Origin of the sequence: Psychrobacter fjordensis, assembly GCF_904845995.1 — a bacterium.
Lineage (GTDB): Bacteria > Pseudomonadota > Gammaproteobacteria > Pseudomonadales > Moraxellaceae > Psychrobacter > Psychrobacter fjordensis.
Map to the genome: position 1 here is coordinate 617702 of NZ_CAJGYP010000002.1, position 26594 is coordinate 644295.

Sequence of the window (26594 nt, forward strand, 5' to 3'; positions counted from 1 at the left end):
AATAAACTGAGGATAAATTATGAGTCAGGATAATAATAAATATGTACCACCAAAAATTTGGACGCAAGATAAAGAAAGCGGTGGTAAGTTCGCCAACATCAATAGCCCGACAGCTGGCGCACGTTTTAATAAAGAGCTACCAGTAGGTAATGCGCCACTACAATTGTATTCGCTGAATACACCGAATGGCGTCAAGGTAAACATGCTACTAGAAGAGCTGGCCGAAATTGGTGTCAAAGGCGCTGAGTACGATGCGTATAAAGTTGACATTTCTGAGGGCGAGCAATTTGGCTCTGGCTTTGTGACAATAAACCCCAACTCAAAAATCCCAGCTTTGGTCGATCATTCTAACAGAAACGACGGTGAGCCTATTGCGATCTTTGAGTCTGGCGCCATCTTAATGTACTTAGCAGAAAAGTTTGGCAAATTTATCCCTTTATCGGCTAGCAAAGCGCGTGCCGACTGTCTGTCTTGGGTGATGTGGCAGATGGGTAGTGCGCCGTTTCTCGGCGGCGGCTTTGGACATTTCTATGCTTATGCACCCGAACCATTAGAGTACCCAATCAACCGCTATACGATGGAAGCCAAACGTCAGCTTGATGTACTCAATATCCATCTAAAAGACAACAAGTACATGTGTGGTAACGATGAAGCGGATTACAATATCGCGGATATGCTCATTTGGTCATGGTATGGTCAGCTAGTGCTTGGTAAGCTTTATGACGCAGCAGAGTTTTTACAAGTAGATGATTATACTCACGTAAAACGTTGGGCAGAGGCTATTGCTGAGCGACCAGCGATCAAGCGTGCTGTAGAGTTGCCATTACAATCAATGGATTAACTATAATTAGAGAACGACTAAACTGCTACGGCGTTAGCCTTCCTAGGTGTACAATTTACAGTCGGCTGCCTTGTACCATTTTAGCGTTCTTAGACCATAGTTGAGCAGTACACAGCGTAATAATAAGGCTGATAAGCGGATTGCTTATCAGCCTTATTTTATAGACATTTATAACCATTCAACTCGCAGTTATTCTGTATTTATATATGGTTATATTAAAATAATCATATACTTGCCCGTTTACATAATAGTACATTAGTATAACAGACAGAAACATTGATACGTTAAGATAGCAGACACTGCCTTGATGGGTAGGTACTTGTACTGCTTCTATTGATGAGTAATGACTATGAATGACGACAACCGTAAGCTGATGGATATATCACTACAGACAAGCAATAATCGCTTTGCTGTTTGCTATTCTCAGATCAAGGCTGCTCAGAACTATCGACATATAAACGTCTCTCCATACTTACAAACGAACGATACCACTCGTCTAAGACTTAATTCTAAAAAAACAAAAAAGACACCCTTATTAATGATAAAAAATAAAATACGATTATCTTTATTTGCTGCTATCAGCACCACCTTATTTAGCACAGCAAGTATGGCACATTCAGGCGTTGAGCTGACCAGCCAAGATTGGCAAGTTGCTTGTGATAACACCCGTACGTGCCGACTGGCAGGCTATCAAGCAGAAAACAATAGCGAATTCCCTATATCTGTATTACTCACACGCCGCGCAGGTGCGAATGCAAGCGTGGATGGCAAAGTAAAAATTGGCGGTGCCAAAGAAAGCTCATCTAAAGCCTTGATGAAACTGGGTAACCGTCACCGTATATCATTGTTTATTAATGACAAAGACTACGGTGAAACTCAGCCGTTTTCGGCCACAGCAGGCAGTGCCGAATTGACTAAAACACAAGTGACCGCACTGTTAGAGGCGCTGACCAAATCAAGCAATATCGAACTGGTACTGCGCAACTCACGTTGGCAGCTATCTGATAAAGGCGCGAGTGCCGTTATGCTCAAAGCGGACGAAGCACAGGGGCGAGTAGGGACATCGAGCGCTTTTATTGATCATGCTAGTGCGGTTAAACCTAATAGCGGTGTGTTAGCACCTAAAGCGGCACCCACATTACGTTTTGTCGCACCTAAACCAAATGCCGCCGTGAATGATAAGAAAAAGTTTGTCATGAAGTCGTCGCAATTGGCCGCACTGATGAAAGGCACTATCAAAGATGTCGATGATGACTGCCCAAATTTGTCAGATAAATCACCATGGCGTGTTAGTCGCTTGAACAGCTCGAAATTAATAGCACAGCATGATTGTTGGACGAGCGCTTATAATACAGGGGCGGGTGCCTGGGTCATCAATGACACCAAACCTTACAATCCAACACTGGTAACGACCAACGCGACTGACTACGATAAAGGTATAGTCACTTCAGTACAAAAAGGTCGTGGTATCGGTGACTGCTTAACTAAGACTGACTGGATATGGACGGGAAAATCGTTTGAAAAAAGCCATCAGAGCAGTACTGGGCTGTGCCGCATGATTGAAGCAGGTGGGGCGTGGCAGCTACCGACCTACGTGACAGAAGTTAAAACAAGTAAATAGTATTGAATATAAACGATAACCTGCTGAATCATATCGATACTTAAACATCGAGCTGTTATTGGCTAAGTCTTATTTAATAATTATGTGAAAAAATAGGTATAGTTGTACTTTTATTATGATATACTACGTCGCCACGTTAGCTTATAGCTTTCGTGAATTATGAGATTGATAACATCGCCTGCGATTTTGGGTCTAGGATGACCATAAGTAATTGTTGCCGATGATTTTGTGTACTTAAATAACCTTTTAAAATATCCGTTATTTTTGACTCATATCTTATCTACTGTTCCATAAGTATGGATTAGATTGGTTGCTGTTTGCCTTTATCTGCTTTAGACAAAGCATCGATAATGCGCGTATATCAAGCAAGGATAAGACACTCGGCACTACCACCAAAATACGTCAGACAGCACGAACGCATTTATTGTAGAAACGACAGCTCTATTGGCTGGGTTTCTGATTATCGACACTCCTACAGTGGTCCGGTAATTCTTTAATAAAGGCAGCGTGGTGAACGGTTATCAGTGGTATGCATCAAGTTTGCTGAATTTACAGCAGCTTATACTTACCAAGGATTACTATGACTGACATCTTATCTGCAATCGCCGCTGAAAACGGTATCATCGAAAGCACTGACACCCCAAACACTGACACTCAAGCGGCTACTACTGACGCTGTTGACGAAAACCAAGTTACTTTTACTGATCTTGGCATCGCTAAGCCTATTCTAACTGCACTTGATCGCAGTGGTTACACCAACCCAACGCCTATCCAAGCACAAGCTATTCCTTTTGCTCTAGAAGGTCGTGATCTTTTATTGTCAGCGCAAACGGGTAGTGGTAAAACTGCCGCATTCGTTATCCCAGTACTTGATCGTTTGAGCCGTGCTACTAGCTTTGACAAATTAACCAAAGCACTTATCCTAACGCCAACGCGTGAACTTGCTCAGCAAGTACATGACAGCGTTCGTACATACTCTAAAGATATGCGCGGTCTGTTCTGTGTACCACTAGTTGGCGGCGCACCGTACAATGGTCAGATCACTGCTTTGAAAAAAGGCGTTCAAGTAATCGTTGCAACTCCTGGTCGTCTACTTGACCATATCAATGCTGGTCGTGTTGATCTATCAAGCCTAGAAGTATTGGTACTTGATGAAGCTGACCGCATGCTAGACATGGGTTTTGCTGATGACATCAGTGACATCTTGCGCGCTGCTCCTACTGATCGTCAAACCATCATGTGTTCTGCAACTTGGGATGGCCCAGTAGGTAAAATCGCTGCCAGCTTCACTAAGAACCCTGAGCGTGTATCAATCAAAGTAGAATCTGCACACATCGAAGAAAAAGTGTACTACTGTGATGATTTCGATCACAAAAACCGTTTACTTGACAAAATCGTTTGCCAGCAAGATATGGAACAGATCATTATCTTTGCTGCTACCAAACGTAGCACTGAAAAACTAGCAAAACAGTTACAAGAAGCTGGTCATAAAGCAAGCTTCCTACATGGTGACTTGCCACAAAGCAAGCGTAACCGTATTGTTCAAGATTTGCGTAATGGTAAAGTTAAAATCCTAGTAGCGACTGACGTTGCTGCTCGTGGTCTAGACATCCCAGCAATCTCGCACGTAATCAACTATGATCTTCCACGCCAAACTGAAGATTATGTCCATCGTATCGGTCGTTGTGGCCGTGCTGGTCGTACTGGTATCGCTATCAGCTTATGTAGCATGGATGACCGTCCACAGCTAAACGCTATCAACCGTTATTTAGATCGCAAAATGGAAGTATGTATCATCGAAGGCATGGAGCCTAAGAAAACTTACGTACCTAGCGAAAACAAAGGTAATGGTCGTGGCCGTGGTCGTGGTCGCTCTAACGGTGGTGGTAATGGTCAAGGCCGTGGTCGTTCAAGCGGTGGCTATCAAGGTAATCCTGCTAATGCTCGTGGTCGTTCAAGCGACAGCTCATCAACTGGTCAACGTGCTAGCAATGATAGCGGTTATCAAGGTAAGCCACGTGATTCATCTGGTAAGCCAAATGAGCGTTCAGGTGGCAAGCCTTATCAAGGTAAGCGCACTGGTGGCCCTAGCCGCGGTGATAGCACTGGCGTTCCACGTGGTGAGCGCGCTGCAACTGGTCGCGGTCGTCCAAGCGGCAGCCAAGGTCGTCCAGCTGGTCGTTCTGACAGCCGTGGCCAAGGTCGTCCAAACGGCGGCAACCGTGGTAACAACTCGTAATAACGCTATCGTTAACGGTTAATAATGATCTGAATAAAATCACTTAATTTAATCGTATAACGCAGCATTGAAAAGCCAGATACTTGTTATCTGGCTTTTTTGCGTTTGATAATTCTGTATTTGTCCTTGTATGAGTTTTTTGCCTTGTCTATACTGATTTACTTTTGCCCGTTGTAACACTTGGAGCACCTTGATGTCTGCCACCTCAAATTTAGCAATTGATAATTTGCCATTAGCTTTTGGCATCATCATGGCCATTATTGGTCTGGTTTTTTATACCCAAGGCTTACCGGGTAAGTTTTGGCGACGGTTTTATGCGGTACTACCAGGTATTGTGTTGTGCTGCTTTATACCAGCCACTCTGAATAGCTTAGGCGTTTTCGCTGATGGTATTGGCTCACAGATTTACGGTTTTACTGCGACTTATTTACTGCCAGCAAGTTTGCTGTTGATGACCTTATCGATGGATGTGCCCAAGATATTGGGCTTAGGTTGGAAAGCGATCGCCATGTTCTTCGCTGCGAGTATCGCCATCGTCATCAGCGGTCCAATCAGTTTAGGAGTGGCTAAGTGGATATCGCCTGGTATGTTCACAGATGACACGCTATGGCGCGGATTTTCAGCGGTGGCGGGTAGTTGGATCGGCGGTGCAGCCAATCAAGCCGCGATGAAGGAGCTATTCGGGGTCAGTGATGATTTGTTTGGTATGATGATTTTGGTTGATGCTACCAATGCCTCATTATGGTTATTGGCTATCTTGGTGATGGCAAAACACAGTGACAAGATAGACCGTTTTCTACGCGCGGATACCAGTAGTATCGATAAGGTTATTAAAGCCGTCGAGAGCTATGAGCGTGATCATGCGCGCCCAGCAACCATCAATGATTTGATGGTGATGTTTGGTTTATGTTTTGCGATGGTCGGAGTGGCGCATTTCGTCGGAGGACAGATTGCAGGGTTTTTTGCCCCATACAAATGGGCAGTCCAGTATAGCTTTGCCAGCTCGTTCTTTTGGATGGTGGTGATTATCACCTTAATAGGCGTCATCTTTTCTTTTACTAAGATTCGCAGGCTTGATCATGTTGGTGCATCAAAAATAGGCACGGTATTTATCTTTGTATTAATCGCCGCGATCGGTATGCAAATTAATCTGGCCGGTATCGTCTCGCAATGGCGACTATTACTAATCGGTCTGTTATGGATGAGTATTCACGTCGTGATTATCTTTGCTGTCGCTCGACTCATTCGAGCACCGTTTTTCTTTTTGGCGGTTGGCTCCAATGCTAATACTGGCGGTGCATCCTCTGCACCAATTGTGGCAACGGCTTTTCATCCGTCACTGGCTCCAGTTGGCGTATTCTTAGGTATTTTAGGGTATGCAGTAGGGACATTTGGTGGCTATATCAGCACCCAATTGATGCGTTTGGTGGTGTCTTAATCTCTAATTTGTCATTTTACTAATAGTGTTTTTTGCTAAACAAAACCCGCATTGATGCGGGTTTTTTATTATTAATGATTGGGTGACTTGAGTTATCGTTTTGTCTATCTATGCTATTGATACGTAAGCTTAGCCATAGCCTTGCATGAGTACGTGTTAACCTTTCTGCTAATTGAATAAAGACAAATAGGCATGTTAGGAATAAACAAAAAGTTAATAGGAACAGTAGCACTATGGCAAACCCAAAAAAATTAGAAGAAAAAACAAGTATAACAAGCACAGTAAAGAACGCTCTCTATAACCCTGACCAAGAAAACATTCAGGTCAGAGGCGCACGCGTACACAACTTGAAGAACGTCGATGTTGATTTACCTCGTAATGCGCTGGTGGTCTTTACCGGTATATCAGGCTCAGGGAAGTCGTCATTGGCATTTGGTACGTTGTTTGCCGAGTCACAACGCCGCTATCTTGATTCGGTATCCCCTTATGCAAGACGACTCATTGATCAGGTCGATGAGCCAGATGTTGATTCTATAGAAGGGTTGCCGCCAGCAGTCGCATTACAGCAGAAGCGGGGTACACCTTCAGTGCGCTCGTCTGTGGGTAGCGTGACGACGATATCCAATGGTCTACGCATGCTGTACTCACGCGCAGGAGAATATCCGGCAGATCAGGGGATACTATATGCCGATGCGTTCTCTCCCAATACGCCAGATGGTGCTTGTCCGACTTGTTCAGGTATTGGCCGCGTATTTGAGGTCACTGAAGAGTTACTGGTCCCAGATAACACCAAGACCATCCGTGAGCGTGCGATTGCAGCATGGCCACCAGCGTGGCAAGGTCAAAACCTCAGCCGTATATTGACCACATTGGGTTACGATATTGATAAACCATGGCACACATTGCCGAAAAAAACACGCGACTGGATTTTGTTTACAGATGATACGCCACCAGTGCCTGTCTATCCTGAATACAATATTGAGCAAACGCGCGATGCGATAGAAAAAGGCGAAAAGCCAAACTATATGGGTACTTTTACCAGTGCCAAAAACTTCATTTTGCATTCTTTTGCCACCACCCAAAGCCCGCGAACTAAAAAACGCGTCTCGCAATTTATGCAAATATCTGAGTGTCCAGAATGTCATGGTAAAAAATTGAAGAAAGAATCGCTATCGGTTAAGTTTGCAGGACTAGATATCGGTGAGTTATCACAGCTAACGCTAACAGAAATGGCGGAAAAACTAGAAACAACCGCTCGTACCAAGGTAGCCAACGAGACACCAAACCGCGAAAAAACTATCGTTGCTCAGCGTATCGCTAGTGACATTCTTTCTCGTGTTGAAGCGCTGACAAGGCTAGGGTTGGGCTATCTCTCGCTTGAGCGTACCACACCGACACTCTCTCCTGGTGAGTTACAGCGATTGCGCTTAGCCACTCAAATTCGCTCGCAGTTGTTTGGCGTGGTATATGTCCTTGATGAACCATCGGCAGGTCTGCATCCCGCTGATACTCAAGCATTGTTAGGGGCGTTGGATGAGCTAATCGCGGCTGGTAACTCGGTGTTTGTCGTTGAGCATGACGTTAGTGTTATTAGACATGCTGATTGGGTAGTCGATGTCGGGCCAAAGGCGGGCACGCATGGTGGCGAGATTGTCTATAGTGGTCCTGTAGATGGTCTTCGTGAGGTTACGCAGTCGCATACTGGCCAATATCTCTTTGCCAATGCTACGTCTAACGCACAGTCAAAATCTAGCACAAGGCAGCCGACAAATTGGCTCAAGCTGGCCAACATTGAGCGAAATAACATCACAGGACTAGACGTTGAGTTTCCGCTTGGGGTGATGACAAGTGTCACAGGTGTCTCGGGCTCAGGAAAATCAAGCCTCGTCAGCCAAGCGTTGGTAGAGCTTATCAATGAAGCATTGGGACAAAAAACAGTCACAGAAGCGCCTGTCGGTGAGGCGGACTTACTTGAGCAGGAGCTTGAGTCAGTAACTGGTGGTAAAATCGTCTCTGGCATGGAGCACGTCCGCCGTCTTATTAATATCAATCAAAAAGCGATTGGGCGTACACCGCGCTCTAATTTGGCAACCTATACTGGCTTGTTTGACGATGTACGTAAATTGTTTGCGGCCACCAAACAAGCAAAAGCACACGGCTATGATGCTGGCAGGTTTTCATTTAACACCACAAAAGGCCGCTGTCCAAACTGCGAAGGTTTAGGGTTTGTCAGTGTTGAGCTGTTGTTTTTGCCAAGCGTCTATGCGCCTTGTCAGGTTTGTCATGGTCAACGCTATAACGAGGAGACGCTAGCAATCACTTATCGAGACAAAAACATCGCTGAAGTACTGAATTTAACAGTGGAAGCAGCACATGAGTTTTTCGTTGATGAGGCACCTATTTTGCGTGCATTAGAGGCACTGCTACAAGTAGGGCTTGGCTACTTACGTCTGGGTCAACCCGCCACCGAATTATCAGGCGGCGAAGCGCAGCGAATCAAGCTTGCCACAGAGCTACAGCGTGTGCAACGAGGTAACACGCTATATATATTGGATGAACCAACCACAGGCCTGCACCCTGCTGATGTATCCATGCTCATGACGCAGTTAAATGGTCTTGTCGATGCGGGCAATACCGTCATTATGGTTGAACATGATATGCAAGTGGCGAGCAATAGCGATTGGATCATTGATATCGGGCCAGGGGCAGGAGATGCGGGCGGAATGATTGTTGCTAAAGGTACGCCATATGACGTTTCTCAGTCAAAAGACAGCCGTACTGCACCATTTTTATTGGTGTAATGGCGCTATATTTATATCAGTGTCTTTACATCATTACATGTTACTGATGTAAAAATGAGTATTAGAAATAGAATTTTTCTAATACTCATTTTTTATAAATATAAATAAATATCTATGCAGATGTCTCTTGCTGCACGTGCAAACGCTCAATTCTATCTAGATAACTATGTCCCAACTCTGGCTCTGCCGAGGCTATCCAAGCAGCATATCCTGACAGCGTATTTAAAGTCTCATCGGCGCGTAATGTGCCGCCTGACTCTAAGTTATGAACGGCTGCTCGTAACATGCGCTTAATCTGACGAGATACCCTTGGCACGCCGCTACCATTGACCACCATGCCTGTCACTTGTTGCTGGTTGCCTTTACGAATCACACGTGTCTTATCATTATTTAGTGCAAAGCCTTCTTCTCGCAATATTTTATTCACTGATCCTAAGAGCTGACCAATCAATTGGTTGTGCTTAGTGTCTGAATCGCTCTTTGCAGTGTTGGATTTCTGATTGGATACTGGCAAACTAAACGTTAAATCATCGGCATAGCGGCTATAGCGCAAGCCAATTTTGTCAGCCAGTCCCGTTAAGCGTCGATCTAAATTTAAGCAGACGATATTGGATAGTGCAGGGCTAGTAGGTGCACCTTGTGGCAAAGCTCTATCACCCAATGCCACATAGTAGGTAACGCCATCTTGTTTGATGATTTGTCTGGGTGCTTCGGTGCACAATAGCGCCAGTAGCGTGGATATTTGTTCTTGATAACCGGCATGACGGAATACGCCTTTGACGCGGCGCCAACTGACACTAGGGAAAAAGTCTTTGACATCCAGCTTAATAAGCAGCTCGCTATTGCTGTGTACGGCTGCATTGGTCACGATGGATTTGCCACGAACAAAACCATGTGCGGCATCATGCGTCGTTAAGTTGTTTAAGACTTGATTCAAAATCCAGCGCTGTACAAACTTCAAACGCGGTATGGGCGACCAAATTTGACGCGCTGTTCCATTGCGCTTGGCAATAGTGAAATGCGAATAGGCCAGATTGGTTGCGACGTCCCTTTGATAGCAGAGTCCTTTCAACTGGGGCACGGTTAGGTTAACTGCGTCTGCCAGCTCAGTATGCTTGTTGAGTAGTGGCAATTTATTTTCAATAAGCCGATTGGAAGCGTCTTTGATATCCCATTTATCGGTACTGGTGTCATCTGACCAGTAAACTTGGTGACCAAGATGGACAATATGATGGGCTTTATAGGCTTGCCACGCTGATTTCTTGAGGATTCTTTCTTCTGCTGCCTCTTTTTTCAAGGCTTTTTTATAGCGATCCCGTTCTTTTGGGCTCATATTATCGACAGGTTGGCGATCTACCATAAAGCCGTTCTTCACCAGCTGCTGCTGAACGTATTGATAGCGTCCGCCTGCCAGCTCAATGTCTTGCCATAGTTGCTGCCACTGTCGCTCAAAGGGCGTGGCATTAGGCACAGGGGTTATATAATCATTCTGCTGCTCTGTCTGCGTCGTCATACCTTACACCCCTTGGTTTTCGATAAAGCCTTTGGCTTCAAATCTGGCAATATGTTGTAAATAAGCCACTTTGGCTTGAGCAGGTTGGTTAAACACGAAATGCTGATGTGTACTGTCATCCCCCGTGGTCTGCTCGATCGTTATTTTTTTATGTGCGATGGTCAGATAGATATAAGTGATACAAGTCTCATCTGTTGCGGCAATCGCTTTGTCTTTGATATTGTCTGTCTTATTATCTAATGATGGTTCTGAGGGCTGCGCCAATGCAGATAAGTCCATCACCAGATCTGAAGGTGCTGTGATCGCCTCGTTTTTATACTGAGTGTCAGCGTTAGTGGAATGGCGAATAGAGTGGCGAACAGGCACACGCTGACTCAATATGCGAGTGTCATGCCAGCTGTCGTTTTTGGCAGTGGTACTATCGTAATTGTTATAACTAAGCCTTAATGCGATGAGATGCGTACACACACCGTGTGTGAGTCGGTGTTGTAAGTACTGCGGACAGCTACATTCTGCTCGGCTGACCAGTGCTTCATCGCCCAGTTGTAGCTGACTGTGGTAAGTACGTCGATCCTCTTCAACATAGATATCAGCACTGATGCTCACGCCTTTAGTAGCGACTGTCTCGACAGAGAACTTCTGCACGGCATCCGCACGGCCAATCAAATCAAAGGCCTGTTTTTCTGCTTCATTGTGGTAAGCGAACTGTGCCATATCAAGCGGCACTTGGCTCAAAGGTCTGTAGTGATACAGCTGCGTCGCCATCTCATAGCGAATTAAGCCTTGCTGAGTACCTGACAGTAACCACTGCTGTACTTGTGAGTGAGAAACAGGCACAGACGTTAATGAAGCATCTGCTGATAGCGACTTTACCAAGTCTTCTAGATTGCTGGGGGTATTTTCCAGTGTTTTAATTAATACAGACAAACCATTATGCTCATCGTTACTATCATTATTGCTGTCATTTAAAGTTGCTTTACTACTGTCTGATAAGCCTTCACTGGCAGCTAATGTATTACGCAATGGGCGCTTGGGTAGTAACAAGTCAAAGTTTAATGACTGTGACCAATTAGCTTGGCTAAAGCCTGTCATAGCAAAGGTGAAATGAAAGCCTTTGCCTTTTAATGTCCAATAGCTTGGCATGCCTTGACCCAGTATCGATACTGAAACGCTGTCAGTATGTGGCAACAGGCGTTTTAATAGGCTGAGACGACGGCGACCCCATAAGCGAATGAGTTTTGCTTGTTGACCTTGATAGGGCTTTTGCTGTTGGCTAACTTGGCTTGTGACAGTGATGTCAAAAGGTTCTAATATAATCACCGGCAGCTGCTGAGGTCTAAGCTCAATCAACAATCCTCGGCGCTTGCCTTTGATGTCAGCATGCATACGCAGCTCAAATAGCACGTTATACAATGCGATTGGATCAAGATGAATGGTGTCTTGTGGCAATTGACCTGCAGACTGTACTTGTAGCAGTGCTCTGATCCAGCTTTTGGGCACATTGATGCGCTTTTCTATGATCTGTTTTTTTACGGTGGGCGTGGCCACTGTACTATCAGTATCTGCTTCAGCTGTCTCTGGCATGGTTTCGAGTAATTGTAAGCCGACCGCTTCATGACCAATGTCTAATATCGTTTGTTGATGATCGCGAATTTTCTCAATACCGTTAAACAACGCCGCACTGTAATCAATACTTGTGGTACCAAGGGTAGGTTTAGCACTTTGCTCAAAAATCTCATTGGTCAATGTCAATTGAGCATAGCAACCTTCATCACGGCTAAATACCTCAAAGCTAACACCTTGCTCATGCACCTGAATAATCGGGTCCAAAATACAAAAGGCGAGCGGGTCATTGTCGAATAGCCATGTGAAGTAATCACACTGCGCAGTAAATAGGTTTTTATTGCTGCTGGCACGGCGCATCTGCATAAATACCGTATACGCTGAGCGGTCTTTTGGCACATAACGGTAGTCACTACTCACCACATCAAACAGCGCTAGCAAACTGTCACGAAAGACAAGGGGAGATTTGACCTTACCGTGGAAGTTAACCTCCGAGCGATTCAGCTGAGCAAATAGTGCCACATGCTGAGTGTGTTCTCTTGTTTGCGCCTCCGACAATGAATCTGACGATTCGTTAACTTGACTGATTTGGCTAGGGGCGGCGTAGTCCAACTGCATCATCAGGCCATCAGTGTTTGCCACTATTTCTGACTCTGTTTCTGATGCTTGGTCTAATTGATTATCTATAGTCATTGACTGTCTCCTTCACCCTGATTGCTTTTTTGACTGCTGTCCTGACTATTTTGTGCTGCGATGGTCGAGCTAGGTTGCGCCTCTATATTGACAGATGACAACGGACGCTTTTGCTGCGCTCGTATCATGGCACGTTGCCAGCGGCGTAGTACTTTATAAGCAAGCTTCTGAATGTCTGAGTTTTCATGTGCCATGAGCGTCGTCAGCCATTGTTCAATATTTGGATCATGTAGCTGTCCAAGCGCTTCGATGGCACGGATACGAACCGTCAGCTCCATGTTGTCATTACTTGCACAATGATAAAGTGCGTCAGTGTCTTTTGCTTTGATCCACTGTAGCAGCTGTTGATTGATTGGTATCTCGGTAGACGAGCCTTTATGTTTCAGCGCATTCTTTACTACAGTTATTATGGATTTTTGGGTAGATGTATCGCTTTGTTCAATACGAGTTAGTAGCGTTGATAGTAAGGTTTGGTTGTCATAAGTGAGCGGCGATTGAACCGTAGTTGATACGCTGCTCAATGTTGGCAAGATACTTGATAGCACCTTATCGTCAGCGACTGGTCTGGCCAGTAGTCCTAACAGCGCTTGCTGCCACCAACCGCTAACCATCGTAGAGAGCAGTGGAATAGAGTTGATGGTCAATGGTTGACGAGCATCATTGAGCCAATCAAGCATTGCCGCGATTTGCTTAGTAGCTGCTTTATCGACAGTTCCTTTGGCAGTTGTAATGGCTATATGACGCATGATTAGCCAAACCAGTTGTCTGATGGTGCCACCTACTTGCTCAACCATATCAATCCACTGACTATTATTGATGGTCGTTGGACTGCGGTTGATGGTATCGATCAGCGTATGCCATTGCTCGCTTGCAGTGTCAAAACGCTGCTGTAATGTCGCAACCATTTCTTTATCAAGATAAGTGGTCGGATATTGGGTCAGATAGCACAGTCCAATATGCTGTGTCAGTATGTTACTACTGGTAATCAACGCGGTAAGCTGCGATGTTGGCATGTTTTGCTTGGCCATAATGGCATTTTGCAGTGCCATCAAGGTGTCGGCTGGTAAGTGCGCGCCATGCTGGGTGATAAATGCTGCCAGCTCATCGATGCTGCTATTATCAATGATACGCTTTAGACTCAAATGCTCAGTCTCTTCTATAAAGTCATTATTATGGCTTTGAATGGCTGCCCAATCATAAGGGTAAACCTGCGATGCGAGACTGCCCCAAGTTTTCTGTGCCGCCGTATAAGCCGCCATAAGCACAGCACGGTCTAAATTGCTCGTCTTTAAAATATCTAAGATTAATGCTTTATTGGCATCGTTATTATTCATCTGCAATAGCCATACTGCATGCCTTTGCGGACGGAAAAATATGGCTTTATCAAGATGAAGGCGTATATAGCTGCGGATTTGTTCCCAAGCAGGCGTTGTGTTGAGCCAGCGCAGTCCATTTAACCAATGGACAATGGCGGGATTGGTGAAATGGACTGCGGGGTCTGACAAGTGTGATTTTAATAGCTCAAAAATATGCGGGCTATGCTCAAAATCACCACCTTGTGCAAGGCGACCTAAGGCTTCGCTAGCCACGTCTTGCAGGTAATGCTCGTCGTCTTCGGCCAGTTTGATCAACTTATCATAGGCTTTGTACAAAGTATGAATCTGTAAGTTTTTATCAGCATTGTTCACAGGCGCTTTGGCATTAGGCGAGTTATCACTTTGATTTTGATTTTGATGGTCACTGCTGCCTAGTAGTTCGCCAATGGCTAACACACTGCAGCTGCGGAATTCAGCATCAGGGTTGTAATCTATCGTGGCCATCAAGATGTTGACCCCATCAGCGTGACCGCACTTAGCCAATCCTTCAGCCGCGGCAAATTGCACATCAGCGTCTTTATTGCGTAGAGCGTTTTGTAATGAGGCAATGCTGCTATGTCGTCTTTTGGCTCGATATGCCAGTGCCTCGACCAATTTAAAGGTATGGTTAGCTGGCATCTGCTCGTAGGCTAGCGCTAAAGTAGTATCAATGCGCGAGGATAAATTACTGTTGTCCGATTGTACCCATGCCAGTGACGGTAATAGCTGCGCGGCAAGCGCATAATCACTATGATTCATAAGCGTAGTAAACAGCGATAACAAGACTTGCGAGTCTTTAGGGTGCTGACGTTGCAACCAGCGCGTGTCTTCACGCTCCTCCAAATAATCCTCAATGTTTTGATCGTAACCACTGATTTTTACTAAGGTATCAAATAAATATTTACGCTCTTCTTTATTTTTTTGCGGCGTGTGCTCAAACAGACTTTCTAAACGCTGTAGTAATGGCGCCACGAGATTCGTGTTACGTAGGTCAGCGATATCCCAATAAATAAACTGCTTAGGTTTGTTGATATGTGGATCATCAAGTAAGGCTAATAATCGTAAGTGCGCTTCATTGGCGACCTGTTCAGCAGTCGCAATATCAAAACTACTCTCTAAACCATTCTTTAAACGACCCTCTAAAGTGTTCTTATTGATGAATTGGTACGACGTGAGTGCCTCAGTAAGTAATTTCCAGCTACGATATCTCTCATTACTGGACTGAGCGTCTTCAGCAAAATCAAACAAGTCATCAAATAGCGTGCTGTCCGCAAAGAGTACGTCATGAAACTCGACCAGTTGACTCAGTGCTTGATATTTTGCATTCCAATCATCACTCTTCACAGCATGCAGCAAAAACGTCAGCTTGTCTTGGCGCTGCACTGACGGCGATTGACTGTTTGCAAAGGGCGTGACGATGACTTGTTTCCATTCAGCAACGATCTGAGGCAGTAACGACTGACAATAAGTCTGTAGTCCAAGTAAGCTAGCAGGTAGATGGCCTAGTCGGCCTTTTAGCAGCTGATAGGTTTCTTCTGCTAAGGTGTGATTATTGGTTTTTAACAAATCAATGAGTTGTTGATCAGCGCTACTACTGACAGTAGCTGTATCCGATGATTTGCTTTGCTGCTGTACGACATTGTTATTTGCGGTATCTAGCAATAGATCCAAGCCGCGTTTGACCATATCACGGTAGGGCGTGCTCATGGCATAGTCAGCCAGCTTTTTGGCAGGCATGTCCAGCTTATACAAGCATGCCCAAGCCAACTCACGAGTGTCAAAACTACTGTGGTTGAGTAGTGGCAACAACACGCGACTGGTACTATCTCGCCAGTCCTCATCGTTATTAGTGTTGTTATTGGTGTTAAGCTGCGATGATTGAGCAGCAAGCCACATCAGTCCTCGAATGGCTTGGTCTGTGGTGCTGCTATTAGCATAATAATCATCGCCTGCGCGTATGACGCCAATCCAAGCGCCAAAAGCAAGGGACTGGTATGGATAATGCACCTCAGAACTGTCTTGTTTGTCAGTAGGAGAGCTATCGCCTGCCATATTAACGGTGGCCGTAACTGGGTGAGCACTTAACAATGCCTGTAAACTGCGTTGCCATTTTTGTAATGTCTCAAAAACATCGTCCTCATCGTCATAATAATCATGAGCGAGTAATTCAGATAAGTTACAAATGACACTAATGGTTTGGGCGCGTACCAATGGCTGCTGATGGCGACTGAGGTTGGCGAGCTGTTGTAAGTTTTCGGTACTCACCGTCGTTAGAATACTTGCTCGGATAGAGGCCGTATTATTCGACTGTCCTTTAACACCACCTTTATCTGCCGCGTTTGGTATAGCATCCATCATCATCGTGATGACTTCAGAGTGAGACGATAAAACACTGCCTAATTGACGTGACAAGTAATCACTTAGGTACTGCCACGTTGACGATAGTGCTTGCTGGTTATTAGGGTGTTGTACGTTATTTGGGTAACGAGCGAGTATGTTGGCGTAGACTACTGCCGTGTCATTATCGGCAAAGCTTAGGGCTTCTATCAGTCGGTTAGGTCGACCAGTGCTAGTAGCGGTCGTTTCAGGAACTTGCCTGCCACCTTGCAAGCCAACTTTTAAGTCGTTAAATATCAATAACAGTCTGGCTGCTATGGCATAGGACTCTGACTCAAACAAAGGCTGTAATTGCCGTGCATGTGTAATACCTAAACCGTGCTGCGCTTGTAGCCAATGCGTAGGCGTCATCGGTGCAACAAGCGTACTCAGATTGTCTGTTTCGTCTCCCATATCATGAGTAAGGAAGTACTGCCCGCGAGCGTCACCCAAAATAGCCAAACACAAACTGGCTGATTGACTGATAATGGCGCGCTCATCTTTTTGCCATTTCACCAGTAGATCAATGTCCGAAAAAGAAACTATCTGCGTAATCTTTGGTGCAAGAGGTTTAAAATCAGCATCAGGGTGGTGTAGATATTTAGCATACCAACCTAGTGCATCATGCTTTGATGGGTATGCCAGTTTAGACAAGCCAGACAATGCTTGGCTAACATGACTGTGCCACTGGTTATAGCTGTCATTTTTCTTGCCTTGAGAGGGCATAGGCAGTTCTAGATAGTGTTTAAAGACTTGATACGCTTGTTCATCACTTCGCTGTGCCTGTTCTTCATCAGCATATAGGCGTGATTGGCTGGCCAGTAGTTGAGCGACTGTTAGCTGAATATCAGGATAAGGGCTGTTGAGGGCGGCTTTAATTAATGCTTTATGATGATTCGATTGATCATCGGTGCTACTATCATCTAGGCTACTGTCATCCGCTAAAATAGTAGACTGTAAGTCTGTCAGTGCCAAAGCGCCCGTCAAGGCTTGCTTACGCAGCTCAATACTGTCATCAGCGAACATGGCCACGAGCGCTGGCATCAGTTGTGTCAGCTGAGTCATATTTGCTCTGGCTTGCACTGTCGTAAGAGCCAGTTTCTTGGTATCCGCATAAGGGCTGGCAAGCGCGTTCAGCATTACGTCAGCAAACCCTAAATGCTTACTTTGCTTAAGTGCGATGTCAAAGGCTTGCTTACGGATAGCGGCAAACGCATCTGCAAAAAACAAGGTTAAGACAGCTTGATTGGTCTTTTGACTATCAGTTTCTTCAACTTTATTTGTTTTATGCTTCGAATTCATCGCTAGCAGCAGTCGTTGCCATTCTTCTATCGCAACTTGATGCACATCTTCAAAGAGGCTTTGTTGCAATAGCTCAATGATGTCAACGATGGCACTATCAGAAACATTTTTAGAAATAGTGTCAGATGACTGCTCAAATTGGCGGTTCAACAAGACTTTAACCACTTCCAACCGAATACTGGTAAAAGGGTTGTTCAATGCCTGTAGCAGTGTGTCTGTCATCTCTGACGACATCTGAACGCTTTTATCACTGCTATCACCACTATTTGCGCTATCTGGTGCAACATGCTTTAAAAACAGCGCTAAAGACTGCTCATGAATATCTTGATGTTTAGACGCAAAACCTGTCGCTGCCCAAGACAATGCATTGTCTGCCAATTTGCCATAGGCTTGCATGGCGACCTGACGCACGCCAGCGTCCTTATCGTCTAGTAATGTCGGTAGGACTGCTTTGGCGTCTTCTATATTTAAATGACCAAGCGCGGTGGCCACACCAGCACGGATGATGGCACTGTCTTCATGGCTCATCAGACTAATTAGGGTGCCAAACGCACGTTTGTCTTGTAGGCAAGCCAGCGCATAAGCCGCTCGGAAACTGATATCTTCGTGACTATTGCTTAAGCTTTGTAATAAAGGCTCTAACGTGTCATTGCTTAGATTTATGGATTCAGCAGTAGGCTTCTTGGATTTGGCCGTTTTAGCCTTACTCTTAGATGCTTGGGTATTATCTGCTTGCGAGATAAAATCTTGCGTAGATAAGGTTAAACGGATCGCCTCATCGGATTCTTTAACACTCTTATCATTTGCCGCTGTGCTGTTAGCGTTATCTAATAGCGTGCCACGTAGTAAGCGAAAGTCATCAAAGTCAGTCAGGGTATGCAATGTTTGCGTGTCACCTTGCTGTTTCAACGCCTCTATCAACTTAGGCTGAGACAGCAATGAGACGTAAAACGCTGTTTGCCTAATCTCTGTATTACGATGATTCTGTAGCAGCATCAATTGACGTGAGACTTCAAGGTGATTTAGCATGCCGCGCTGATACAGACGAATCAGTCCTGACTGGACAATGTCTGATTGATTGCAGTCTAATGCCATCAAGTCTGCTTGAGGACTGTTCTCTGGCAACAGTGTCTCAAGTGAGGCCAATGCTTGCTTGCGAATATTCGCAAAACTGTGTGACAACGCGTCTCTTAAAATAGGTAAGATGCGGCGCTGGCTCGTGGCATCCTTCATCGCGACCTTTAGGTAACCTTGTAACGCAGAAGCCACCACTTCTTCGTAGTAACGGTTTTTAAAGGCTTCTTCTAGATAATGCAGCGGGCTCTTCGCCGTACTTGCACGGTCGGCTAAGGCATGAAAAGCAGCAAGACGTACGTTTGCACTGTGCGCCGAGCTTAGTTCCTGCTCTAAAACCTGTGCAGTTTTATCAAGATTAGTAGTAGCAACCCACTGTACCAATTGCAATGCTTGGTTAGCCGTGAGCGTGTCGCTATCAGCAAGTAATTTTTTAACCAGCTCTAACGTTTGGTTATCTGCTTGCGCCTGTAGCAGCGCCAAGCCTTCTTTAAACGACACATCATTATTGTTTGACGTATCGGTAAGTAGCTTGCTGATTCTCTGATAACCGTCTTTGATAATATAATTGACTGGTAACAGCTTGCTATTTTTTGCCGTACTATTTTGTGAGGTGCTATTCTTTGACGTACTTTGAGTATGGTCAATAGGTATGAAACGTAGGCTCTGATCGGCACTGACGACGATGAGCGTCGGTTGTTCAGCGTAAGAAGATAAGACGATCTGTCGAGACTTGGTTAGATCCTCTTTACAGCTGTTTGGCTGACCTTTATCAAATGCCCATGATTTGACGCTCTTGTCATCGGCGGCAGTGAATAGCCGAGTGTCTGAGACACAAAGCGCCGTGATCATTTCGCTGTGTTGGCTAGACTTAGCTCTATCAACAGGGTGCAGGTCGCCTTGGACATGAGTACGGTATAAGCATTTATCTGCGCCTGCTGAGAAGAAGTACTGACCGACTGGCTCAAAACAAAGCGCGTTTACTTTACCTTGGTGGAGCTGTTTGCGACTACTTAGATTGAGCTGAGCTTTATCTGATACCCATTGATAGCTACTAACCTCTCCCGCTTTATCTGCTATTACAAGCCACGAGCCATCACTTGAGGTTGCTAGCGCTGTCAATACAGACTCTTTACTTGATGCTATAGAAGACGAATAAGGCTCAATAATGACAGTACTGCTGGCCTGGCTGTCCTGATAAGGCCATACCACGATGTGTTTTGGATATAGGATAGCCAGCGCATCTTGTAGCGGCGCCATGGCTACGGCACGGCCTATATCATTGTTATTATTTTCAGGTCCATCGAGCAAGGATGTAGCACTGGTTTTCTTAACTTTCTTTGCTTGCCAATCCGTTTGGTAAAGATGACCATCATCACCAATCATCACAATAGTGCTGTCATCTATTTTGGTGATGGCTTGCATCGCACAAGGCAGCGCAGTTGTCGATAAGCTAAATTGCTCACCTTGTTGATCGAGGACGTATAAGACCGTGGCAGCTGCTTGCTGCTGGCGAGTAATAAAAAGACTGCGCCCATCTTGCTTGGTTGTCTTTTGAGTTGCCGCTCGAGTACTATTGGCCTTACTGACTAAGCCAATAATTTGACCCCAATAGGGGAGTGTTATTGTTTTCATGGTGTTATCTCAGTTGAGGTGACGTCATATTTTTTAAAGTATCTATTTATCTATATCGGCCAAAGCCGTTAAGCCGATGCCACTGGCTGCAGGTTTTTAGATAGCTCAGGATAGCGATGCAATAACCGTGTGACAGCAACCAAACACGCATGACGCTCCATCTTGCCTGCCGAGTGCGTAAAGGTGAACAGTGTGGGCATAATGAGTGCCGCAAAGGTGCTGTCAGCCAATGCCACATCACGAAAGGTCTCAATCAATGCCAGTTTGGCACGACTCGCAGATATAGGTTTTAGCGTGATATTGCTATCTGACTCAGTTTGCTCTGATGAGGTTTTATCCGAGTAGCGTTGTTGTTTATGCTTACTGTTGTCACTAACATTGGGCTCTTGCGAACCGCCTAGACGACCAGGTGGTAACTCGAATAGACCACGACGTAGTAGCATTAGTAGCTGATCGACCTCTGCAGGCAAGCTTGCCAAACGTTTATCTGACTGCTCTGTTATGACTGGTTGTGCGCGGCTGTCTTTGTCTCGTACAGCATCTTTATCTTTACTATCGCTACTGGTTGGCTGCCAGTTTGGCGACACGTGACGCGCCTTATAGTGTTTCCATAGCATGGTCACGGCGGCATAGCGTACTTCGCGGTCTGTGCTTTGGGTCAATCGATATAGAGACTGCACATCTTGGAAATTGGCATGACGCTGTAGCAAGGTGATACCGATTTGGCGAGCGACTCGCGCTTTGCTTTCAATCAACGCATTCAGCATGCCAGCATTCAATTGTGCTGACTGAACGTGATAACGTCGATTGGCAACGGATGGCTTGTCCAATAGCGCACGCTTTAGCAGTTGAGTGATATCCGTATAGGGAGATTCTGCCATCATCAGCCATAGGGCTGGCGTTGGTTGCCACGTCGCCATCTCATACTCACTCAGTAATAAGCCAAATGCTCGCAGCTGGCTGTTACGGTGTTGCAGTAAAGGAATGACGCGCTCCGCATCAAAAAATGAAGAAGGGATAATCGCATCGGGATCGACTGGTCTGTCTGTCAGTGCCATGCAAATCTGTTCATGATGATGACTGAGGTAGCTGATCGCAAGCTCACTGATAGGTGCAGTACCGTCATCTGTTGCCATATGCCACAGTGCATTGGCACCTGCAAAAGTATCGTCTTCAGACACCTCTCTCGATTGACCACTTAGCATCTGTAAAAAGGCAGTTTCGGAAATAATCTTTAGCGGTGCACCATCAGCGATTAAGCTTTCGGCTTTAACTTGCTTGCTACCTTTACGGCCATTGCCGTATAACGGTGAACCATCATCACCGATGACCAAGTAATCCAACTTGCCGTTGACAGCACCACTGATGGCACCATTAGCCGCTTTCACAACTTTTTCGGCCTCGCCACGAGTCATGCTTTGCATCTTGCCCGTGAATAAATAGCGTTGTCCGGTTAAATCTACTTCAGTAGTAGCGTCGCTATTTGAGTCTTTATTGTCAGTGCTATTACTGGAAGCGTTGTCAGTAGAGTCGCCTTCATTGCTGTCGAGATAAGCGACAAAGTCGGCAGGCAAAAACCCTTTGTTAATGCGTTCAATCGCAAATTCACGATAGAGTGCTTGTTCGCTATGCGCAAGATTCATAAGCCAGTCGAAACCTAAATCTATCGGTGCAAACCGACGCACATCAGATAGCCAACCCCTCACGTTTCCTGCTAGATATTCATCAAAGGCCAAGTGCTTTTGCCAGTTTTTAATAGGAGTGTCAGCAGATTTTGATTGTTCAATATATTCACTCACTTGCCAATCAGGCTCATAGGCAAGTGCATGCCAATAGCTCATATCAAGCGTCACCGCTGACAGTACATCTTCATCAAACCAATCGGTAATAGTCGCTTGCGACAGTGGATTTAATAACAGTGTTTGCCATACGGCAGCGTTTACTTGGCTCAAATCCAAACGTCTGAGCTGGTCCAACGCAAAATCCATGCAGTCGCTGTCATTGCAATCACTAGCATTGTAGTAACTGCCATTATGAGCAGAGAAGTCCTGTTGCTCTGGTATATCTAACTGCTGGGCAACGCGAATAAAGTATTCAGTCCCTAGCTCTTTGGCGCTATAAAGCTCAGGCAGTTTTTTTATCGCAAATTTTACGCTGTGTGTTCTACCGCTAGTCAATCGTTCAAAGAACCACTCAGGGGTTAAATCGCGCCTTGTAAAGTGTTTGCTAAGTTGTTTGCTCGCGGTTTGATAGTGATGCTCTGTGTCTAACAGCTGACCCCAACCGTTGACACCGATATCAGAAACAGGGTCATGACTTAAGATATTGTTGATGGCAAATGCTCTAACAGGCTCATAATCTGACATGGCCAGTAGCATCAGCTCAGTGAGTGATAAGTCCTGAGCGTAGCTTTTGGCATAGCCAATCGCATACTGATAGGCGGCAGGATAGTGTGAATGGAGTAGTTGTAGCACCACTTGATGCAAGCCCAATGTTTGAAATTTAGACTTTTCAAAATGCGGTGAGTTTTCTAATAGCCAAACAATCATCTCATCACGTGCTTTGCTATGCGCTTGTCCGGCAGATAAATATTGTAGCGTCTCACCACTCACATCACGTAATTGGGTCTTAAAGTCGTGCTTTAGGCTATCGGTTGCGAACTGTCTGACAGCCTCGTTTTTGGCGATAGCCAGTAACTTAATAAGCGGTTCAGGGTCTCGTTGCCACGCCTCAGCGAAAGCGCGACCTTTGGTATCAAAGAGCTTGCGAGGGGAGCGACTGCTGAATCGATTGACGCCATAATCAAGACTGTTGTGGAAGCAAATGTGATTGAGCACCCAGCTGTTCGTTTGTTCAGGGCTGCCAGCTGTCATGGTTTCGTCATAGCTGGCGAGTACAGAGAGGGCAGCATCAATATAGCCAATTGGCATCTGCTGACCCAATTGCCGCAGATAACGCCATGCTCTGAGGCTCATATAGGTTTTGGTGGCTAGGCTGACAGTAGAATTAGCGGTTTGATTGAAGCGTTGTAAATCGATCTTGGCGGCAATTTGTCCAAATATCTCATAATCTTGAGAAAATTCCGCTTGCTTGTAAATACGCTTCAAACCTTTCCACACACCATAGCTGACTGGCAAAGCCGTAATTGCTTGTTTTAAGATGGTTCTAGAATAGGCGCTGCCATCTTCCCACAGTGCGGTTAATATTAAATGGATTTTGTAGCGATCAGGGAGAGGGTAGACGCCTTCGTCTGCCTCAAGCTTGGCAATCATTGCCACACGCTCTGCAAACTGTACTTCGGGGTTTTGCTCTCGGAACTGATGACTTAGAATTTTGTCCAAAAATCGCTCAAATGTCAGTTCGTGCTCGGGGATGGGCGACTCAGGAATATCATCAACTTGTGTTGCTAATAAACATAACTTATCAACCAAGCTAGGGTCTTGGGCTTGCCAAGCTTGCTGAATTTGTGCGAAGGACAGACTCATAGAAATTTGCCTTAATTTTTATTTTGTCAGCTTACGATGTATTTGTATGCCCTATGTAACCGCGTTTTGTAACAAACATCAAGAACTTTTGTCACAAAATAAATAGCTGGCGACAACAGATGTCGCAAGCAAAGAAAGTGGGCAATTATGTATTGACAGTACTAACTGTTATGAGGCACACTTAACGGGTTGTGAGATTTAGCGTTTCACCGTTTACGGTGATGGGCGACGTTGCGTCGTCCACGAGTCAAGCCATTACATTTTACCCAAGGAAGACTGTTTCAGTCCTGCTAATACCTAGATAAAGGCCCTAGTGTCATTAGCTCGCTGGCGCAATCACGCAATCGTGATTGAGCTAATGCACTAGGGCCTTTATCTAGGTGCAGTCCAGTGAGTCTTCCATGTACCAGGTCATGAGGTAGATTACACAACAATTGAGTGTGACATCACTATGATGGCATTCAAGGTCTTTAAAGCAAAACCGGAGTAGTGCTGTTTATTCAGTCATACTCCGGTTTTTTATTGCCTAATTATTAGTTGATAATAAAAAAGCCCTTTGTATTAGACAAAGGGCTTTTTAGTGCAGAGAATATGATTTTATACGGAACTTTTATCCCCAATAACCATCAGGACATTTAGGCAATTCAACCAAAATACGGCGGAGCTCCTCTGACCATTGACGACGAATGCTATTGAAATATTCATCATTCTCATCAATACGTCGGCCATTAGGCAGGGTTAGGCTGTCATTGTCATAAAGTACAAAATCTATGGGCATGCCTACTGACAAGTTGGATTGAATGGTTGAATCAAATGACAGCATCAACGCACGTGCTGCATGCCTCACATCCGTATTGTAGCTGACAGAACGATCTAGAATTGGTTTGCCGTACTTACTTTCACCCAATTGGAAAAACGGTGTGTCTTCAGTGGCTTTAATACAATTACCTGCAGGATAAATCATGTAAAGCTCAGGCGGCTGCCCTTTGATTTGACCACCGAGCATAAAAGAGCTGGTAAACGCGCCATCGACATTAGCATTAGCGACTGCTTTTGCATGATTCATAATGTCACGCATACATTCACCAACCATTTGGGCGGCATCAAATAAAGTGGCTACTGTATTAAGATTACTCTCAAGGCGCTGATCAATATCGTTTTGCAGTTTGTTAAAGACCGCCTGCGATGTCGCTAAGCTGCCAGCTGTTTGCAATACTATAAAACGCTCGCCTTCAATGCCATACTGATAGAGCTTTCTGAAGGTTGAGATGTGATCAACCCCAGCATTGGTACGCGTGTCGCTAGCAAAAACCATCCCTTCTTTCAGGCGTATAGCGGCACAGTAAGTCATAACTTATCCTTAGTGGAATAGGCTTAAAAATAGCCTATGATAGTCTCGAAACCAGTACTTGACTGTAAAGATTTTCGTAACCGCCGCCCATACGTACACCGCGTACAGGGGCTGTATCTAAGTAGTCTCTACCAATAGCGACGTAGACGTGAGAGCTTGGTTGAAACAGCTGATTTGATATATCAAAGGTATACCAGTAGCCATCTAACCACACTTCTGCCCACGCATGACTTGCCATGTGGTTTTCGGTATCGTCATACAGATAGCCTGATACATAGCGGGCTGGAATATGCTGATCACGACAGCAGCCTAAAAACACATGAGTATGATCTTGACACACGCCAGCGCTCGTCGCAAAAGACTCAGCAGCTGTCGTACCTACATGGGTCACGTCCTTTACGAACGGCATTTTCATGATGAGGGCATTAGCCATCGCCTTTAGGCTGTCATGGGTGGGTTTCTTTAGATAAGGCGCTGCAAACTCACGCATCTCTTGTGAACATTTGGTTAATGGCGTTTGTACGGTAAACAGCAGATAGGGGACATGAGCCATATCCTCTAAACGTTGGGTCTCTGTATCAATCTCCACGATACCTGACGCTTGCATTTGCAAATTATTATGCGCCTCATTACGGCTTAGCGTGAGCCAGTCATTACCAAAGCCATCCTTTTGATTGGTCGCCACTTTAGGGAGCATTACCTCCCATTCATGAATAATTTGATGCGGCATCTGCATGGGAGTCATACGTATATACTGGACACTGCGCTGTGCAAGCTCGCCGTAGTAGTAATTGGTTTGATGGCTGATTTGAAGTTTCATGATAGCTTCCTATTTTTCTGTTTATTTCATATGTATGGTCAATCCCATATAAATCGAATACAGTGTCAGGCTCGCTTAGTTTACTATTGTTAGTGCCTTTACGCGCCTTCCTTGCTTTCAAACCCTATCGAATTGACTGTATCATTAGCGCTTGTCATCATTTTTCGGCTAGACACCTTGACGCAAGATGATATTAAACTCTTTGCTAATCAGCTCAAAATCACTAAATTTCTTCGATCTAATCATCTGATTGGCCAGACGTGTCAGCTCACGCCAGCGCGTGTTCTCCGGTAGCTCATTGATCCAGTACTTAAATTCAAGACTGACTTCTATTGAGTCCTCTTCCAGTAGCACAGCACGCTCAAGCTGCTCAAAATGACGCCCTAATTGCCAGAAACAAGTCACCGTTGGATGCTCTTGTTTCATAGCGGCGTTACATGCATGTAGCTGTAAGGTCGCAGCACGATAAGTACCAGCGCTTGAAAGC

11 protein-coding genes are annotated in these 26594 nt (G+C 45.2%); 5 read left to right on the forward strand and 6 right to left on the reverse strand.

The window, feature by feature from the left end; genetic code table 11:
• Positions 1–19 precede the first annotated feature (19 nt).
• The 5 genes from yghU (at position 20) to uvrA (ending at position 8940) form a co-directional block, all read left to right on the forward strand.
• Positions 20–841, forward strand: a complete 822-nt coding sequence (yghU, locus tag JMW61_RS11075; RefSeq protein ID WP_201551250.1) for a glutathione-dependent disulfide-bond oxidoreductase — start codon at positions 20–22, stop codon at positions 839–841.
• A gap of 349 nt (positions 842–1190) precedes the next feature.
• Entirely contained in the window at positions 1191–2462 is a 1272-nt protein-coding gene (locus tag JMW61_RS11080) for a DUF1176 domain-containing protein (protein WP_227687453.1), read from the forward strand.
• Positions 2463–3042: 580 nt separating this feature from the next.
• On the forward strand, positions 3043–4701 hold the full coding sequence (locus tag JMW61_RS11085; protein ID WP_201551252.1) for a DEAD/DEAH box helicase: 1659 nt from the start codon (positions 3043–3045) through the stop codon (positions 4699–4701).
• Positions 4702–4894: 193 nt separating this feature from the next.
• Positions 4895–6139 carry a DUF819 family protein gene (locus tag JMW61_RS11090; protein ID WP_197101159.1) on the forward strand — a complete coding sequence of 415 codons (1245 nt, stop codon included), beginning with the start codon at positions 4895–4897 and terminating at the stop codon, positions 6137–6139.
• 233 nt (positions 6140–6372) lie between these two features.
• Complete coding sequence (uvrA, locus tag JMW61_RS11095; RefSeq protein ID WP_201551254.1) at positions 6373–8940, forward strand: excinuclease ABC subunit UvrA; 2568 nt, start codon at positions 6373–6375, stop codon at positions 8938–8940.
• 112 nt (positions 8941–9052) lie between these two features.
• Here uvrA and JMW61_RS11100 read toward each other — a convergent pair whose 3' ends face one another.
• From JMW61_RS11100 to JMW61_RS11125, 6 genes are all read right to left on the reverse strand, one after another.
• A complete protein-coding gene (locus JMW61_RS11100) occupies positions 9053–10453 on the reverse strand; it encodes a reverse transcriptase family protein (RefSeq protein ID WP_201551256.1) in 1401 nt (466 codons plus the stop codon).
• Between the two features lie 3 nt (positions 10454–10456).
• Positions 10457–12709 (reverse strand): hypothetical protein, encoded by a 2253-nt coding sequence (locus JMW61_RS11105; RefSeq protein WP_201551258.1) that lies wholly within the window; start codon positions 12707–12709, stop codon positions 10457–10459.
• Positions 12706–20451 carry a HEAT repeat domain-containing protein gene (locus JMW61_RS11110; RefSeq protein ID WP_201551260.1) on the reverse strand — a complete coding sequence of 2582 codons (7746 nt, stop codon included), beginning with the start codon at positions 20449–20451 and terminating at the stop codon, positions 12706–12708. Before JMW61_RS11110 ends, JMW61_RS11105 begins: the two co-directional genes overlap by 4 nt.
• Before the next feature lie 68 nt (positions 20452–20519).
• Positions 20520–23936: a BRCT domain-containing protein gene (locus JMW61_RS11115; RefSeq protein ID WP_201551262.1), complete on the reverse strand. Its 3417-nt coding sequence runs from the start codon at positions 23934–23936 to the stop codon at positions 20520–20522.
• A 610-nt stretch (positions 23937–24546) separates the two neighbouring features.
• Positions 24547–25287: a peptidase gene (locus JMW61_RS11120; protein WP_194196558.1), complete on the reverse strand. Its 741-nt coding sequence runs from the start codon at positions 25285–25287 to the stop codon at positions 24547–24549.
• A gap of 34 nt (positions 25288–25321) precedes the next feature.
• Positions 25322–26107 (reverse strand): transglutaminase family protein, encoded by a 786-nt coding sequence (locus JMW61_RS11125; RefSeq protein WP_201551264.1) that lies wholly within the window; start codon positions 26105–26107, stop codon positions 25322–25324.
• Between the last annotated feature and the right edge of the window lie 487 nt (positions 26108–26594).